This is a genomic window from Mycobacterium sp. (assembly GCF_025933915.1).
Classification (GTDB): domain Bacteria; phylum Actinomycetota; class Actinomycetes; order Mycobacteriales; family Mycobacteriaceae; genus Mycobacterium.
Map to the genome: position 1 here is coordinate 1 of NZ_JAICZA010000044.1, position 16670 is coordinate 16670.

At 67.8% G+C, this 16670-nt stretch carries 16 protein-coding genes; 10 read left to right on the forward strand and 6 right to left on the reverse strand.

The features are described from left to right. Window positions 1–84: 84 nt before the first annotated feature. Window positions 85–1431 carry a flavin monoamine oxidase family protein gene (locus Q0W90_RS09490; protein ID WP_297698782.1) on the forward strand — a complete coding sequence of 449 codons (1347 nt, stop codon included), beginning with the start codon at window positions 85–87 and terminating at the stop codon, window positions 1429–1431. Here Q0W90_RS09490 and Q0W90_RS09495 read toward each other — a convergent pair. Beyond that, window positions 1426–2391 carry an alpha/beta hydrolase gene (locus tag Q0W90_RS09495; RefSeq protein ID WP_297698780.1) on the reverse strand — a complete coding sequence of 322 codons (966 nt, stop codon included), beginning with the start codon at window positions 2389–2391 and terminating at the stop codon, window positions 1426–1428. The two genes, Q0W90_RS09490 and Q0W90_RS09495, sit on opposite strands and share 6 nt — an antisense overlap. Window positions 2392–2511: 120 nt before the next feature. Here Q0W90_RS09495 and Q0W90_RS09500 point away from each other — a divergent pair, with 120 nt between their 5' ends. Continuing rightward, window positions 2512–3900 (forward strand): NAD(P)/FAD-dependent oxidoreductase, encoded by a 1389-nt coding sequence (locus tag Q0W90_RS09500; protein ID WP_297774272.1) that lies wholly within the window; start codon window positions 2512–2514, stop codon window positions 3898–3900. Window positions 3901–3921: 21 nt separating this feature from the next. Here Q0W90_RS09500 and Q0W90_RS09505 read toward each other — a convergent pair whose 3' ends face one another. The 3 genes from Q0W90_RS09505 to Q0W90_RS09515 all read right to left on the reverse strand — a co-directional run bounded on the left by Q0W90_RS09505 (window position 3922) and on the right by Q0W90_RS09515 (window position 7168). Continuing rightward, window positions 3922–5013, reverse strand: a complete 1092-nt coding sequence (locus tag Q0W90_RS09505) for a helix-turn-helix transcriptional regulator (protein WP_297698776.1) — start codon at window positions 5011–5013, stop codon at window positions 3922–3924. 42 nt (window positions 5014–5055) lie between these two features. After that, on the reverse strand, window positions 5056–6234 hold the full coding sequence (locus Q0W90_RS09510; RefSeq protein WP_297597267.1) for a glycosyltransferase: 1179 nt from the start codon (window positions 6232–6234) through the stop codon (window positions 5056–5058). Between the two features lie 175 nt (window positions 6235–6409). Continuing rightward, window positions 6410–7168: an STAS domain-containing protein gene (locus tag Q0W90_RS09515; protein ID WP_297698773.1), complete on the reverse strand. Its 759-nt coding sequence runs from the start codon at window positions 7166–7168 to the stop codon at window positions 6410–6412. Window positions 7169–7459: 291 nt separating this feature from the next. Here Q0W90_RS09515 and Q0W90_RS09520 point away from each other — a divergent pair, with 291 nt between their 5' ends. Both Q0W90_RS09520 and Q0W90_RS09525 read left to right on the forward strand, forming a co-directional pair. Next, window positions 7460–9562 (forward strand): catalase, encoded by a 2103-nt coding sequence (locus Q0W90_RS09520; RefSeq protein ID WP_297774276.1) that lies wholly within the window; start codon window positions 7460–7462, stop codon window positions 9560–9562. Window positions 9563–9634: 72 nt separating this feature from the next. Next, window positions 9635–9892 (forward strand): hypothetical protein, encoded by a 258-nt coding sequence (locus Q0W90_RS09525; RefSeq protein WP_008259505.1) that lies wholly within the window; start codon window positions 9635–9637, stop codon window positions 9890–9892. Here Q0W90_RS09525 and Q0W90_RS09530 read toward each other — a convergent pair. Further along, the gene (locus Q0W90_RS09530) at window positions 9886–10464 is read right to left on the reverse strand and encodes a nucleotidyltransferase family protein (protein WP_297597242.1); all 579 of its coding nucleotides are present in this window, start codon (window positions 10462–10464) and stop codon (window positions 9886–9888) included. The genes Q0W90_RS09525 and Q0W90_RS09530 overlap by 7 nt on opposite strands. Before the next feature lie 215 nt (window positions 10465–10679). Here Q0W90_RS09530 and Q0W90_RS09535 point away from each other — a divergent pair, with 215 nt between their 5' ends. The 3 genes from Q0W90_RS09535 (at window position 10680) to Q0W90_RS09545 (ending at window position 13250) form a co-directional block, all read left to right on the forward strand. Beyond that, complete coding sequence (locus tag Q0W90_RS09535; protein WP_297597240.1) at window positions 10680–11633, forward strand: acyl-CoA dehydrogenase family protein; 954 nt, start codon at window positions 10680–10682, stop codon at window positions 11631–11633. Beyond that, complete coding sequence (locus tag Q0W90_RS09540) at window positions 11630–12415, forward strand: PIG-L family deacetylase (protein ID WP_297597238.1); 786 nt, start codon at window positions 11630–11632, stop codon at window positions 12413–12415. The genes Q0W90_RS09535 and Q0W90_RS09540 overlap by 4 nt, the downstream gene beginning before the upstream one ends. A gap of 70 nt (window positions 12416–12485) precedes the next feature. Beyond that, a complete protein-coding gene (locus Q0W90_RS09545; protein ID WP_297597235.1) occupies window positions 12486–13250 on the forward strand; it encodes an endonuclease/exonuclease/phosphatase family protein in 765 nt (254 codons plus the stop codon). Between the two features lie 96 nt (window positions 13251–13346). Here the strand turns inward: Q0W90_RS09545 and Q0W90_RS09550 are convergent, their stop codons facing one another. After that, complete coding sequence (locus tag Q0W90_RS09550) at window positions 13347–13583, reverse strand: CsbD family protein (RefSeq protein WP_297597233.1); 237 nt, start codon at window positions 13581–13583, stop codon at window positions 13347–13349. A gap of 224 nt (window positions 13584–13807) precedes the next feature. On the opposite strand from Q0W90_RS09550, the gene Q0W90_RS09555 reads away from it, so the two are divergent. The 3 genes from Q0W90_RS09555 to Q0W90_RS09565 all read left to right on the forward strand — a co-directional run bounded on the left by Q0W90_RS09555 (window position 13808) and on the right by Q0W90_RS09565 (window position 16608). Further along, on the forward strand, window positions 13808–14614 hold the full coding sequence (locus tag Q0W90_RS09555; protein WP_297698771.1) for an NAD(P)H-binding protein: 807 nt from the start codon (window positions 13808–13810) through the stop codon (window positions 14612–14614). A 375-nt stretch (window positions 14615–14989) separates the two neighbouring features. Beyond that, window positions 14990–15388, forward strand: a complete 399-nt coding sequence (locus Q0W90_RS09560) for a heme-binding protein (RefSeq protein WP_297597229.1) — start codon at window positions 14990–14992, stop codon at window positions 15386–15388. A 164-nt stretch (window positions 15389–15552) separates the two neighbouring features. Then, window positions 15553–16608, forward strand: a complete 1056-nt coding sequence (locus tag Q0W90_RS09565; RefSeq protein ID WP_297698769.1) for a DNA topoisomerase IB — start codon at window positions 15553–15555, stop codon at window positions 16606–16608. The last annotated feature ends 62 nt before the right edge of the window (window positions 16609–16670 follow it).

Sequence of the window (16670 nt, forward strand, 5' to 3'; positions counted from 1 at the left end):
CGGGCCATTTCGCGCAACAAATCGATGTTCGCGGGCTTCACAGTTTTGCCCTGCAAACCGCAGAAATGCGGTTCACTAGAGCGCGTGTCAAAGCCGCCGCGGATCGTCGACGTCGTCGTGGTCGGAGCGGGCTTCGCCGGGCTTGCCGCGGCGCGCGAGCTGACCCAACAGGGCCATGACGTGGTGGTCTTCGAGGGCCGCGACCGGGTCGGCGGGCGGTCCCTGACCGGCAGCGTCGCCGGATTGCCGGCCGATCTGGGCGGCACTTTCGTCGGGCCGACCCAGGACGCCGTGTTGGCGATGGCGGCCGAACTGAACGTCGGAACCACTCCGACGCACCACGACGGCAAAAACCTGATCCACTGGCGCGGTTGGACGCACGCGTATCGCGGCACCATTCCCAAGCTTTCCCTGACCGGCCTGCTGGACATCGGCCGGCTGCGCTGGCAATTCGACAGGATCGCCCGCGGCGTCCCGCTGGCGGCCCCGTGGGATGCCCGCCGGGCGCGCGAACTCGACGGCCTGTCGCTCGGCGACTGGCTGCGCTCGGTGCGTGCGACCGCCTCGTCGCATGACCTGCTGGCGATCGTGGCACGGGTGACCTGGGGGTGTGAACCCGACGACGTGTCGATGCTGCACGCCGCGCGCTACGCGCACGCCGCCGGCGGCCTGGACCGGCTGCTCGACGTCGAGGACGGCGCCCAACAGGACCGCTTTCCCGGCGGCACGCAACAGATCGCCGAGGCGGCGGCCGCCGAACTGGACACGCGGGTGGTGCTGGGCGCGCCGGTGCGGCGCATCGAGCGCCACGGGGCGGGCGTCACCGTCACGACCGACATCGGCGAAACCGAGGCCGGATTCGTCATCGTCGCGATCCCGCCGGCCCATCGCGCCTCGATCGAGTTCGCTCCCCCGCTGCCTGCCGAGTACGAGCAACTCGCCCGGCATTGGCCGCAGGGCCGGCTCAGTAAGGCGTATGCGGCCTATGCCACGCCGTTCTGGCGGGCCAACGGATTCTCCGGGCAGGCGCTGTCCGACGAGGGGCCCGTTTTCATCACGTTCGACGTCAGCCCGCACCCGGACGGTCCGGGCATCCTGATGGGTTTCGTCGATGCCCGCGCGTTCGACTCGCTGCCCGGCGATCAGCGCCGCCGCGACACCTTACGTTGTTTTGCAACGCTTTTCGGCGACGACGCGCTCAAGCCCCTCGACTATGTCGACCATCGTTGGGGCGCGGAGGAATTCGCGCCCGGCGGCCCGACCGCAGCGGTACCGCCGGGGTCGTGGACTCGGTTCGGCCGGTGGTTACGCGAGCCGGTCGGGCCGATTCACTGGGCCGGCACCGAAACCGCCGACGAGTGGACCGGGTTCCTCGACGGGGCGATCAGGTCCGGCCAGCGCGCGGCCGCCGAGATCACCGCGCTGCTATGAGCTGATCCGGCCGGCCGCCATGTTGTGGGTCGCCGCTTCGGCCAGCGCGCGCAGTTGGCGGTTCACCTCGCGGGGGTGTTCCAGCATCGAGCAGTGCCCCCCGGGCAGCTCCACAAGCCCGATCAGATTGGGCGCGTCACGGGCGATCCGGCGGGACTGGCTGATCGGTGTCAGCCGGTCGCGTTCGCTGCCGATGACCAGCGTCGGCACCGTCAACCCGCCCAGGTCGAGATACCGAGACCCCACCGCCGCGACCAGCGCCCTGGCACATCCGGCCCGTCCCAGCGGCGACGTCTTCTCGAAGAGCTCGTAGACGAGCCGGGCGATGCTCGGGTCGGCGTCGCGCCCGGTCGCCAGCATCGCGACCACGTGGCGGCTCGGGATGCGGGCCGCACCCGGGACGGGGAACCCACCGAACGCACCGATCAAGGCCCGCCCGGCGAGAACTCGAGCCGGCCCCAACCCGCGCGGCATCGCGAGCAGTTGCACGTTGCGGATCAGGTCACCGGTCGTGGTGTTGATCAGCGCGACGGCGTCGGCGCGCCGGGCAACCTTGTGACGGTAGCGCTGCGACCATGCGGCAATGGTGATGCCGCCCATCGAGTGGCCGGCCACCACCGCCCGCTCATGCGGCGCCAGCGTCGCATCCAGCACCGAATCCAGGTCGGACGCAAGGTGTTTGAGGCTGTAATCCTTGGCCCGCGGCACGCCACTTCGGCCGTGCCCGCGATGATCGAAAGCGATCACCCGGTACTCGCCGGCCAGGTCGGCGATCTGGTGTGCCCACGCGCGGATCGCGCAGGTGATGCCGTGCGTCAAGACGATCGGATAACCGTCGGGCGGCCCGAACACCTCCGCGTGCAGCCGGGTGCCGTCGGCCGCGCGTACCGCCACGGTCGTGCTCGGCGGCAGCTGTGCGGGGAAGGGGTCAATGGCGCGTACCGCTCGTCGAGCACTCATCGACCGCTCCCCCCTCCAATGCGGCCCCGTCGCCGCAGCTAAGGATGAGCAGATCTTATCCCGACATTGGGTTGGGTTTTGGGAAATCCGGCAAACGATTCTTATGAGACGCTTAGACCCGTGTCTTGGTTGTCGCGGCGGGCGTTCCTCGCGGCCACGACGGGCGTGGTCGGCGCCGGGCTGACGGCCGCGTGCGCGCCGGAGCACCCGCCGGCCGCCACCGGCCGCACGCCGGACGAACCGCCGGCCACCGACACCACGGCGGTCCTCGTCGTCGGCGCCGGGCTGGCGGGATTGTCCGCCGCACGCAGCCTTACCGACGCGGGCCGGCCGGTGCGCGTCATCGAAGCCCGCGACCGCATCGGCGGCAGGGTGTGGACCGACCGCGGCTGGGGCGCGCCGCTGGAGCTGGGCGCGTCGTGGATCCACGGCGCGACGGACAATCCGCTGACCGAACTGGCGCGACGGGCGGGGGCCCGGCTGGTCGCCACCGACTATTCCGGGTGGGCCGAACTCGTGGCCGATCCCGCACTGCGCCCGACGGACTACAGCAGCGCCGCCTGGCGCACGTTTGTGCAACGAGCTCGCGGCCAGGGCGACGCAGGCAGTCTGGGCGCCGCCGTCGAGGCCGCCGCCACCGCCGCGAAGCTTTCCGCATCCGATCGGGCCCAACTGGCTTTCTACCTCACCACCGAGGTCGAGGACGAGTACGCCGCCGACGCGAATCAGCTGTCGGCCGGCACCTTTGACACGGGCGACTACGCAGGCGGGGACCAGGACGTGATCACCAACGGCTATGACGCCCTGCCGAAGTTACTCGCCGACGGGCTTGCGATCGAGCTCAATACACCGGTCACCGCTATCGTGCAACGCGACGACGCTGTCATCGTGCGGACCAGGGACGGGTCGTTCCAGGGGCCGGCCGCGATCGTCACGGTTCCCCTCGGCGTGCTGAAATCCGGGGCGATCACGTTTGATCCACCGCTGCCCGACGGGCATGCGCGGGCAATCAACGCGCTGGGTTTCGGCGTCCTGTCCAAGAGCTTCTTCCGTTTCGATCAACGAAACTGGAAGGTGGACAACGCCTTCTACCAATACCTTGGCGCCGACAACGGGCTGTGGTCACAATGGTTCACCCTGGGAAGCGACGCGGGCCCGATCGCGGTCGCGCTCAACGGCGGTACCCGCGGCCGATTCGTGGAGTCGCGCCGGCGCGAGGATCTGTTGGCCGGCGCGCTGCCGATCGCTCGCCGGCTCTTCGGTGACGACATCTCGCTGACCGACGTCCGGACATCGAGCTGGAGCGTCGATCCGTATGCACTCGGCGCCTATTCGTTTCACCCGCCCGGCTCGGGGCCCGACGACCGGCGCCGGCTACAGCAGCCGATCGGCGACCGGCTCTACCTGGCGGGCGAGGCTGTCGGCGTGGACAATCCGGCCACGGCCACCGGCGCGGTCCTCAGCGGCCGCGATGCCGCAAACCGCCTGTTGCACCGCTCGAGCGGTTGACCCGCGGCCGTCGCGCCGCTGTCACGCCGGGGTCTGTTGCCGCAGCGTGTTGTGGGGGCTTTGGCCGTAGGTCTGCCGGTACAGCACGGCGAACCGCCCGGTGTGCGCGAATCCCCACCGCTGGGCGATTTCGGTGACGGTCGAGGTGCCCGTTGTCGCCGCGATCAGCTCTTGATGAGCGCGGCGGAGCCGGACACGGCGCATGTACTCGGTCGGTGTGGTGTCGAGCTGGCGGCGGAACAGGTACTGGACCGCCCGGGGCGTCAAATGCACCGCGGCTGCGACATCGTTGATGCCGATGTCCTCGGTGGTGTGGCGGTGAATGAAAGACACTGCCTCCTTGAGTGTTTCGGGCAGCGCGAGGTCGCTGGCCGGATCCTGCTCGGTCAGATTGGACGGGTAGCATTCGAGCAATGCGCCGGCCAGCAGGCTGGCCATGCCCGCGGCGATCATCGGCTGCCGGGCGGTGTCGGCAGAGGCCAACGTCGTCAACACATAATCGAGCGCTCGATGCCAGGCCCGCACGGCGGCACGCGAACGCGGGCGCCGCTTGAGGAACTGGGTCCGTTGCGACAACGCCGTGTGCCATTCGGCGGCGACCGTGTGCAGCACTTCCGCCGCGAGGACAACCACGTCGAAACGTGCGCCGTTGCAGTGCAGTACACAGGACATGCCGTGCGCGACGAGAATCGGGAAGTCCGCGGTCGCCGGGGGGCCGCCGGCGACGCTCAACGACCCCGCGCGCGGCTGTATCACGACGATGGCGTCGGCCGCCGGAATCTCGAGCGTCAATCGCCCCTGGATCGCCACCTCGTCCACCGTCATCGATCCGGTGTTCCTGCGCCGATGTGACACCGCACAGTGGCCGGTGAGCTCAGAGATCCGCCAGCCCGGCCGATAAGCGCCGGCGAAAAGCCGGCGCGCCGCTTGCGCGTCGGTACCACGAAACCGCTTGCATTCCACCGCGACCGGGTGGAGCTCCTGCTCGGGTTCAGTTCGGGGCACTGGACGGGCGAGACGGCATTCGGTCCATGTCGCCACGGCCGGTTCGCGGGCAGAGGCGACGACCACCCCGGGGGGCTTTCTGTCGGTGCCGCTCGTCGCGGTAGTCATGGCCGGCTCAGCGGAAAGACCGTGGGCACCCTCGTCATTGCATCACCGTGCCGCCGTCGATGACAGAGCCGTCGATGCCCGCTCTTGTGCCCCCAGGCTTTGGTAAACATTCAGCGCGTCGAGCGCAATCCGCTGCCATGCGAAGCGTGACTGTGCGCGGCTGCGACCGGCCGCGCCCATGCTTTCGCACTGAAAGCTCTGGGCGAGAAGCCTTCTCAAAGCGGCCGCCAGACCGACGGGGTTTTCCGGCGGCAGCACGACGCCGGTGATGTCGTCGAGCACGACGTCGGCCAGGGCACCGACGGTCGCGGCGACCACCACCACACCGCTGGCCATGGCCTGTAACGCGGTCGAGGGACGCGGCGGTCGGCGAGGCGTGCACACCATGACGTCGGCGGACCGGATCCACATCGGCAAATCGTTGCCGGCGACCGTGCCCGCGAAGCGGACTCGGTCGGCCACCCCGAATTCCTTGGCGAGATACTGCAACTGGGCTCGCGCGTCGTCGTGCACGGTGTTGGTCGCGTCCGTTTCGGCAATGACCAACTCGGCGCCGGGAACCCGGTACAGCGCGCTGATCGCGATATCGAAACCGTTATGCTGCAGCGGATTCGCTGCCACACACAGAACGCGCTGAAGCCCGTTGCGGGCAATTTCCGGACCGCTTGGGGTGTAGCGCTCGGCGTCCACGCCGCACGTCAAGGCGGACACTCGCGCCCTGCTGTGGCGCAGCCGGGCCAGCATGTCGACCTCGGCGCTGCTCTCCCCCGTCGCCCAGGTCGCGCTCCGCGCCAGCAGCCGCTCGATGCGCTCACATTCGCTCGTTGGCTCCGAGACCACCGCGGGGGGACGCGACGTCGCGGCCAGGCCCAAGAACGTCTGCACGACCGGGACACGGCGACGTCGTGCGGCCAGTTGCGCGGCCAAGCCGCCCAGCCATCCGTACGCATGCACGACGTCGGGCCGCTCCTTCGACCAGGCGCGCTCGAGTTTTGCGGCCCAGTCCCCGACGTAGGGCAACACGTCGACGGCGGAGGCCACCGAACGCGGGCCGACGGGAACCGACATGCAGCGAAAGCCGCCGGCGGCCGCCTTGGCACGCCGTCGCCCGGTTTGTCGCAGGCAGACCGTCGCGTCATGCCCCTGGGCGCCCAGCGCCGCACCCAGCTGCTCGGGGTCCTCCCCGACCACGTCATCGCCGCTGACAATGGTGATCTTCAACCGCGATTCCCTCCGCGCTCGTCATCCATCCGCCCCAACATCGGTTGGCATACCACCTGCGGGCGTCCGCGAAACGAACAAGATCACCGCAACGTTTTCGTGGCGGGGATTTTGTCCGGTGGATTCGGTTGCTGGTTGAACGCGCGTGCGCGGCACGCCGCCGCCCCGCGACGGATCAGAGCTGGTTTTCCCGACCGACCAATGCCCACACGGTTTTGCCCGACGACGTCGGCGTCGCACCCCACGCCCGGCTCACCGCGGCGACGATGGCCAGTCCGGAGACGATGTCGGCACCGCGGTCGGCATCTTCGCGGCGGCCGGGCAGACGAGGACTATCGTCCTGGACCGCGACGGTGACGGTGTCTCGATAGCTCTCGACAATCAACACCGGCGCACTGTCGGTGTGGTCGAGCGCGTTCTCGACGAAAACGGTCGCCACCGTGGCCGCGGGCGCGACCACCTCGCGGATGTCCCATTTGGTCAGCCGGTCGGTGACCACACCTCGCGCAAGGTCGATGCTGCCGGACGATCGCGCAAGCGCGGTGCGCGCCCGTCGCCGGACCTTGAAGGATTGATCGCGCACGGCGTCCAGCGCGAGCTTGCGGGTGGAATGTATCGACGCATATCGGCTGACGCCGGCCGCAGCGATCGCCCGACGCACCGCGCGTTGTCCGCACACCAGCAGTATCGGGACGTCCGGCCACACACTGACATGCCAACGAGCGCTTTTGAACACCGCCCAGGCTGAACCGGATGAAGCGTGCAAACGGTCGATATCGACGACCACCGCACGCGGCTCGTCGATCGCGGCCGTGATCACGGCGTCGCGGACCGTGAGATAGGTAGCACTGTCGAGCGCGCCCTCTATCGTCAGGATCGGTATGGCCTGGCGGGTTTCCCGCTCGATCCAGATAGCCGGGGGATGGACATTCATCGGACTTCACTCCAAGGCGGGTCCGTGCTCGAGAACCGGTAGCCCAGTACGGGGAGTAGACCGGGTCCGGCTCTGTCCGCCATGCCCCGGGCTACCCGATTTCTGCCGTCTTCGTTGGCCACCGCCATCACCTGCCGACTACCCCGATCGGCGCGAGGCAACCCTCGCAGCGACGGACGCGGGCCGCATTCAAGCGGTTTCACGCCGGTTTGGCGGTGGTACTCCACACCGTTGAGCGGCCCATCACAGCAAATCAGTCCCCATCACAGCAAATCAGTCAGAGAGGCAGCCATGGCCACCGACCAGAATCCCAAGCAGCGCGACCTGGAGTCCGCACGGTTCCGTCGGGACACCGGATACCTGACGACTCAGCAGGGCGTACGCGTCGACCACACCGACGATTCGCTGACCGTCGGTGAGCGCGGACCGACGCTGCTGGAGGACTTTCACGCCCGCGAGAAGATCACCCATTTCGACCACGAGCGCATCCCGGAGCGCGTAGTTCACGCGCGCGGCGCCGGCGCCTACGGGTACTTCGAACCGTACGACGACTCGTTGGCGCAATACACCGCGGCGAAATTCTTGACGTCGCCGGGACTTCAAACCCCGGTGTTCGTGCGGTTCTCCACGGTGGCCGGGTCGCGCGGTTCGGCCGACACGGTGCGCGACGTGCGGGGCTTCGCGACGAAGTTCTACACCGAGCAAGGCAATTACGACCTGGTGGGCAACAACTTCCCGGTGTTCTTCATCCAGGACGGCATCAAATTCCCCGATTTCGTGCACGCGGTGAAACCCGAGCCGCACAACGAGATTCCACAGGCGCAGTCGGCCCATGACACCCTGTGGGACTTCGTGTCGCTGCAACCCGAGACGCTGCACACCATCATGTGGCTGATGTCGGATCGATCGTTGCCGCGCAGCTACCGCATGATGCAGGGCTTCGGCGTGCACACGTTCCGGCTGGTAAACGACCGCGGTGAAGGAACATTCGTGAAATTCCACTGGAAGCCGCGGCTCGGCGTGCATTCGCTGGTCTGGGACGAATGCCAGAAGATCGCCGGCAAAGACCCCGATTACAACCGCCGCGACCTGTGGGATGCCATCGAGTCGGGCCAGTACCCGGAGTGGGAGCTCGGCGTCCAGCTCGTGGCCGAACAGGACGAGTTCAACTTCGACTTTGATCTTCTCGATGCGACGAAACTCATTCCCGAGGAACAGGTTCCGGTTCGTCCGGTGGGGAAGATGGTGTTGAACCGCAACCCGGACAACTTCTTCGCCGAAACCGAACAGGTCGCGTTCCACACCGCGAACGTGGTGCCGGGCATCGACTTCACGAACGACCCGCTGCTGCAGTTCCGCAACTTCTCCTACCTGGACACCCAGCTGATCCGGCTGGGCGGCCCCAACTTCGCCCAGCTGCCGATCAACCGTCCGGTGGCGGAGGTGAGAACCAACCAGCACGACGGCTACGGACAGCACGCGATACCGCAGGGCCGGTCCAGCTATTACAAGAACACCATCGGCGGCGGCTGTCCCGCGCTGGCCGACGAGAACGTGTTCCGGCACTACACCCAGCGCCTAGACGGGCAGACGATGCGTAAGCGCGCCGAGTCCTTCGAGAATCACTACAGTCAGGCGCGAATGTTCTGGACGAGCATGACGCGCGTGGAAGCCGAACACATCGTCGCCGCGTTCGCCTTCGAACTCGGCAAGGTGGAAGTGCCCGAGATCCGTTCGGCGGTCGTGGCACAACTCGCGCGGGTCGACGGCGAGCTGGCCGCCCAGGTGGCCGCGAAGCTGGGACTTCCCGCGCCGCCCGAGGAGCAGGTCGACACGGTGCCCCCCTCGCCGGCGCTGTCGCAAGTCACCGATGCGGGCGACACCATCGAATCGCGCAAGGTCGCCGTGCTCGCCGCCAATGGCGTCGATGTGGTGGGGACACAGCGCTTTATCGAGCTGATGGAACAGCGCGGCGCCGTGGTCGAGGTGTTGGCCCCGGTGGCCGGCGGCACGTTGGAGGGCGGATCCGGCGGCGAGCTCCCCGTCGACCGATCCATCACCACGATGGCGTCGGTGCTCTACGACGCGGTCGTGGTGGCGTGCGGGCCGCGCTCCATCGCGACGCTGTCCAACGACGGTTATGCGGTGCACTTCGTGACCGAGGCCTACAAGCATCTCAAGCCCATCGGCGCCTATGGCGCCGGCGTCGACCTGCTACGCACCGCCGGTATCACCAACCGTCTCGCCGAGGACACCGACGTGCTCAACGATCAATCCGTCATCACCACCACGGCCGCCGCCGACGAGTTACCCGATCGCTTCGTCGAGGAATTTGCCGGCGCTCTCGCCAAACACCGTTGCTGGCAGCGGCGCACCGACCCCGTGCCGGCCTAGGGAAGCTGTTTTCCCTTCGGCCGGGGCGGGCATAACTGAAAAGGCGTCTCATCGTGGACAGGAGGATGGATCATGCCGCGTTCGTCGATCAAGAACGAAAAGCTGTACCAGGATCTGCGTAAGAAGGGCGACTCCAAGGAGAAGGCCGCGCGGATTTCGAATGCGGCCGCCGGCCGGGGCAAGTCTTCGGTAGGCCGCAAGGGTGGCAAGTCCGGGTCCTATCAGGACTGGACCGTTCCCGAACTGAAGAAGCGCGCCAAAGAGCTTGGCATGTCAGGCTATTCGAGCCTGACGAAAGACAAGCTGGTGGCCAAGCTGCGTAATCACTGACGCGTCAGGCCGAGCCGGTCGGCTAGCACCAAGAAGGCGACCGCATAATCGTTTTGGGCGGTCTGCACCTCGATGTGCTGCCAGTCCAGGCGTTCGCGCACCGCGCGCACCGCCGGCAACAATCTGGCGAAGTCGCAGTGATGCTCCCCCAAAGAGCGCAGCTGCTGGACGAGCACCATGGTGGGCGGCAACACCGGCATGCCGATCGCCAGGACTTCCTGCTGTTCGGCGCGGTCCAACGCGTCGGCATTGACGGGTATGCCATTGATCCGGTGCAGGACGTCGACGAGCGTATCGCCGGTGCGCGCCTTGAACAGCCAATCCTCCGGGGGCCGTTCGATGACGAACCCGGCATTGGTGAGGGTGGCGACCGCGGTCTCCACATCGGCTTCGGCCACCACCAGGTCCACATCGTGGCTGGGTTCCGGTGCGCCGTAGACCCATAACGCGTAGCTGCCGGCCAGCGCGAAGCGCGGCCCATGTTCCTTGAGCGCCGAGGCGGCGCCCTTCAGCGCCTCTCGCAGCGGCGAGTCGCAGCTGGTCGCGTCGGCATGCGCGTCGAGGGGTGCCATCGTGCATTAGGTGATACCCCGCCGGCGGCACGGGCAACCTGCCAGTGCACGATCGTAAGTTCGTTTAACTTGCGGCCAACGGGGAAATCGTCCGTTATGTCAAGCGCGGTGCCACGCTCAGATGACGCTGCGGCCGTCGTGATTCCGGCCCGGGCCCCCTATGGATTCGCCCACCGTCTCAGGCCATCGGAGAGATCCGCGGCGGGTGATCCGGCGTGACGGCGGGGCTGGTCGAACACTGGCTCGAGTCCGGACGGCTCGAGTTACCTCTGCCGGCGTCGGGACGCTCCGCCGAACGCTGGCAGCGGCTGGCCGGGCTGGCCGAGGACAACATCGTCGCCGCCAGGATCGCCGAGTCCCACGTCGATGCCGTGGCGATACTTCATGAGTTGGGCGCCAAACCTCCCGACCCGGGTCAGCTATGGGGTGTGTGGGCGGCCGAAGCCCCGGACGCGACGCTGCGTGCCGTCGGCACCGACGGCGCGTTCACCCTGAACGGCACCAAGGTGTGGTGCTCGGGCGCCGGTTTCTGCAGCCACGCACTGGTCACCGCTCGATTCGACGACGGGACGCCGGGCCTGTTCGCGGTGACGGTGACCGACCCCGCCGTCAAGGCGTTGCCCAGCACCTGGTGGAACGCGGGGATGGCCGGCAGCGACACCAGGCCGGTCCAGTTCAGCAACGCCCAGGCCGTCGCCGTGGGCGACCCCGGCGACTACCTGGATCGACCGGGTTACTGGCACGGCGCAATCGGTGTCGCCGCGTGTTGGCTCGGCGGTGCGCGCAGGGTCGCTGACCCGCTATACCGTTGCGCCGCAAGCCAATCGGCCGATGCGTACTCGCTAGCACACTTGGGCGCGGTGGATGCCGCGCTGGCCGCCAGCGACGCGATGCTGGCCCAAGCGGCGATCCAGGTCGACGCCGATCCGTTCGACCGTTCCGGTACCGCGCAACTGCTGGCCCGCCGCGTCCGCACGGTCGTGGAACACGCTGTCGACGAAGCCATTACGCGCACCGGGCGCGCCCTGGGCCCCGGCCCGCTCTGCCAGGATGGACGGCACGCTCAACGGGTCGCCGATCTGAGCATCTACATCCGGCAGAGCCATGCCGAACGCGACCTGGCCGAGCTTGGCCGGCTGGCGGGCAAGCAGGCGATGAGGGCGCCGTGATCACCGCGCCGGCGGGCAACTGCGCCAGGTTCGCGGCCAACCCGCTGCCCCGCGGCGGTACCCCGGTGCCGTTGTGGCTGGCCGCTTTCGAGGAGAGGCCCCTACCTGCACTGGACCTGACCCAGTGTCGACGGCTGGTCGTCGTGGCCCCGCACCCCGACGACGAAACCCTGGGTTTGGGTGCGATGACCACCCAACTGACCGCGGCGGGCGTTGACGTTCAGGTGGTCTCGGTCAGCGATGGGGGCGCGGCCCAACCCGGTGTGTCGGCTTCGGACCGATGTCGGATGGAGACCATCCGCAGATACGAATTAGGCAGGGCGGCCGGCATTTTGAATATCCCAAGCCCGATCTCGCTGGGTTTTCCCGACGGTGAGCTGACAGATCACGAGGACACGCTGGCCGAAACGCTGGCGGAGATCCTCGAGGGTGACGGTCCACAGACCTGGTGTGCGGCGACGTGGCGTGGCGACGGGCACCCCGATCACGAAGCCGTGGGACGTGCGGCCTCGGCCGCGTGTGCCCGCACCGGTGCGACGCTGCTCGAATATCCGGTGCTGATGTGGCGTTGGGCGCATCTGGCCGATCCGGCGGTGCCGTGGGGCCGGGCCTATTCGGTGCCCTCACCCGGCTGGGCAATGGACCGCAAACGCCGTGCGGCGCAATGCTATCGAAGCCAGCTCGAGCCCGCCGGCGGGGAATCCTCGCCGATATTGCCGAGGTTTGTGCTTCAGCGCATCCTCGCGGTGGGCTCCGCAATGGGAGAAGTGGTATTTCGGTGACCCGCGCACCGACCCGCCGCGGGAATGCCGCGGTGAGTGCCCGAGCGGGAAAGTGGGTAGGCGAAAGCCTATGCGCGTGGCGACCTTCAACATCTTGCACGGCCGCACGGTCGGTGATGGCGTCGACGTTCGGCGCCTGCGCGACTGCGTGCGACGCCTCGATCCGGACGTGCTCAGCTTGCAGGAGGTCGACTGTGATCAACCACGCTCCGAGCGCGCGGACCTGACCGCTGCGGCGGCCGAAGCCATGGGCGCGACCGAGCACCGGTTCGTCGCGGCGATTTCCGGAACCCCGGGGGCGACCTGGATGGCCGCCACCGGCCGCGAACAGCCCGGGACCGCGGCGTACGGAATTGCCCTGCTGTCCCGATACCCGGTGACCAGTTGGCAGGTGTTGCGACTACCCCGCATCCCGATGCGGTTTCCGATGTATCTGCCCGGCCCCAACCGGGTGATGATCGTCGACGAGGAGCCGCGCGCGGCGGTCATTGCGCAGCTGCACACCCCGATGGGCGGCCTGACGGTGGCCAACACGCACCTGTCCTTCGTTCCGGGCTGGAACCGGCGCCAGCTGCGCCGAGTGATTCATGACCTGCGCGGCTTCCCCGGCCCGCGGCTGTTGACCGGCGACTTGAACATGACGCCGGAAGCCGTTGGTCGCTGGTCGGGCATGCGCGCATTGGCTCTGGCGCAAACCTTTCCCGCCGATAATCCCCACCGTCAGCTCGACCACATCTTGACCGACGATCCAGGGCTGCGCGGCGGTGCGGTCGACGCCAGCCCCATGCCGATTTCCGATCACCGCCCGCTGGTGGTGGACCTGCAGCGGGCGTGAGCGGTCATGTCGGGGTAGCCGGGCGCGGCGGCGTCAAACAGTGCGCGCGAAAAAGGGGCCCGGCCCAACAATCGGGCCGGGCCCCCAGGAAGCGGCTTACTGATTTTTCTTTTGGCGCTCTTCGGCGGCGTCCGCGCCGGCTCGTGCGGATTCGGCTTCGGCTTCCTTCTTGCCCGCATCGCGTTGGGCGTCGGCCTTGTCTTGCTGAGCCTTGCCCTCGTCGACAAGGTCGTCGCGGCCGAGCACGGTCCCCCCGACCTCCTTGGCCTTGCCCTTGACGCCCTCGACGGCGCCCTGCACCGCTTCCTGCGGCCCGCTCTTGTGATCCCCCATGGGTCAACCTCCCTCTCGGTGCTGAGCTTGCGCTCGATGGCACTTAGGGCGTTCCCGCCGCAGCTCCCACCAAACGCCCCGCCCCGCGTCGCGCCTGGACAGCGCCGGAAATGTGCGGGTGATCACGTGACTGGTTTCGCCGCCCCATGCTCACGTATCTGACCGCCGATCAGGCGGTTTGAACGGGGATTTGCCGGGTAGTACTAGCCGGCGGCTCGAAGGGGGTGAGGGCGGTGACCACGATCGCCGTGATAGGGGCGACCGGCACGGCCGGATCCCGCGTTGTTGCCCGACTGAGATCGCGGGACGTCGCGGTGGTCGAGATCTCACGCGAACACGGGATCGATCTGTTCAACGGGCGGGACCTCGCCGAGGCGCTCACGGGGGTCGACGTCGCGATCGACGTATCCGATCCGGTGCCGCCCGAGCCGTCCGACATCAGCCAGACCCTGGCCACCGCTTCCCGCAACATCGTGGGCGCGTGCGCCACACAAGAAGTGCAGCGTCTGGTGGTGCCGACGATCGCGGGCATCGAGGACCCGGAATTCGACGGCATCCCCTACTACCAGGCCAAACGGGCGGCGAAGAACATCCTGCTCGACGGCCCGGTACCGACTACGGTGGTGAAGTCGACGCAGTGGTATGAATGCGCCACCCATTGCGATGCCGTGAGCTGTGACGCCGAGCAGGTGATCGTCGAGGACTGGCTGATTCAGCCGGTCGCGGCCGACACCGTCGCCGACGTACTCGTCGAAGCGGCCCTGGGACAGTCGCACACACCGCGCACCATCACCGGTCCACACCCCATCCGGTTACCCGAGCTGACCTCGAAATTGCTTGTCCAGCAGGGTGATAGCCGACCGGTGCGCGCCGTACAACCCGCGGTCGCCGCGCTCGCGAACGGAGCGCTGTTGGCTTCCAGTCATGCGATGGTCGTCGGTCCCGACGTCGACACGTGGTTACGGACTTTGGCGCCGCCCAGCACCAATGCGTACCACGCGGTGAATGCTGACGAGCGCGGCCAGAGCTGAAGCGCCGCGGCCATCACAGCGGCAACCCACAGCTGACGTCCGTCGCACGGGCTCATCAACCGAGCGGACGGCTTCGGCCCGGGGGAACGGTCCGCTGAGTCCCCCGATAAGTCCGCAAAGGTCGCGGCGCGGATAACGATTGCGTCACAATCGAGATCACGATTCGTTAAGAACGGACGCGTTCTCTTAGAAATTTGCGGACCGTTTCACCGTTCACTTAGCAAAGACCGCCCCGAACGGCCATGGCGGCCCGAGTGTGCCTCAACTTTCGTTGTCAGCGAACATCGCCACTGTTCGCCTCCGCTACTTTGGATTTCGAGGATCGGGAGCCTCTGTCGAGAGAAAACCATTTCGTTTCGAAGGACAACAAACATCATGAAAATCAGCAGTATTGTCGCGCGCCGGCGAGTGGCCGGCATCAGCGCCGGCTGCCTGCTCGGGGGAATGGCCATGGGCGTCGTCGGTGCGCCGTCGGCGGCCGCAGCACCCGACTGCAGCCCGGCCGGTGTGAACTCCACCGTCTCCTCGGTGCAGGGGTCCGCCCAGGACTATCTGGCGGCACACCCGGGGGCCAACCAGGTGGTGATGGCCGCCTACGGTCAGCCGCGGCCCGAGGCCGCAGCCAGCCTGCGCAGCTACTTCACCGGCCATCCGCAGGAGTACCACGACCTGCGCGGCATCCTGTCGCCGATCGGCGACACCGAACGGCAGTGCGGCGTCACGGGCCTGCCGCCGTACCTGGAGTCGGCTTACCACGAGTTCATGGCCGGCTGATCCTGCCAGAGAGGCGACCCGCCACGATCCTGTTTGCGGCCGTGGCGGGTCGTTTCCTCGTTTCGGTGCCGGCCCGGTGTGATCGCGCCGTGTGAACGGCTTTCCCGGCGGGTACTTTCTGGCCAATATTTGTGCGGTCGGCGAACGGAACCGGAGGGCCGAAGATGCGACTGCGTCGCAGCGTGCTCAGCGAGCCGGGAATCGCGCGCAAGCGTCGCGGGAAGGGTTTCGCCTACTACGAACCGGATGGCGAGGCGCTTTCGGATCCAGAAACCGTGGCGCGCATCAAGGATCTGGTCATCCCGCCGGCCTGGAAGAAGGTGTGGATCTCGCCGTATCCCAACGGCCACATCCAGGCCGTCGGCGTCGACGCGGCCGGCCGCCGACAGTATCTCTACCACCCCGCCTGGCAGCAGGAACGCGCCGAGGAGAAGTTCGATCGGGTGCTGGAGCTGTCGACGCAGCTCCCCGCGTGGCGGGCGGAGATCGCCAAAGACCTGGCGCGCAAGGGTTTAACCCGCAAGCGGGTGCTGGCCCTCGCGCTGCGGCTGCTCGATCGCGGCTACTTCCGCTCCGGCGGCGAACAATACGCCGAGGAACACGAGTCCTACGGCCTGTCCACCCTGTTGTGTGAACATGTGGTGGTTCGGCGTGACGCCGTCGAATTCGACTTTCCGGCCAAGAGCGGGGTCCGGCGGACCGTGGAAATCGAGGACGCCGATGTGGTCCGGGCGGTACGCGCGCTGGTGCGCCGGCCCAACCGCACCGAGCGATTGCTGGTGTGCCGCAATGCTTCCGGGTGGCTAGAAGTGCGCGCAGATGACCTCAATGCCCGATTCAAGGAGCTGGCCGGCGACGGCTACACGGTCAAGGATCTGCGAACGTGGCATGGCACCGTGCTGGCGGCGGCGGCCTTCGCCGACGCCGACCCGGCGGTCTCGCGCCGGGTCGCCAAGCGCGTCGAAGCCGCCGTGATGAAAGAGGTGGCCGAGGAGTTGGGCAATACGCCGGCGGTGGCGCGCGGCTCCTACGTCGACCCCCGCGTCGTCACCGGCTATGAGCAGGGGCTGACCATCGCCGCCGCGGCGCGGCGCGCCGAACGCGCTCGCCGGCCCGACGCGGCCCAGGAGATTCTGGACAAGGCCACCCGTGCGCTGATCCGGCGCGTGGCCAAGGGTGAGCGCGCCAACGCACCGGCCGCCCTGGGCAAGACGGCGTGACCAACTCCGCTATCACCAGCTGATAACTGGCTGTGAATCGCCTGGGCGCGCCTCGTGAAAGC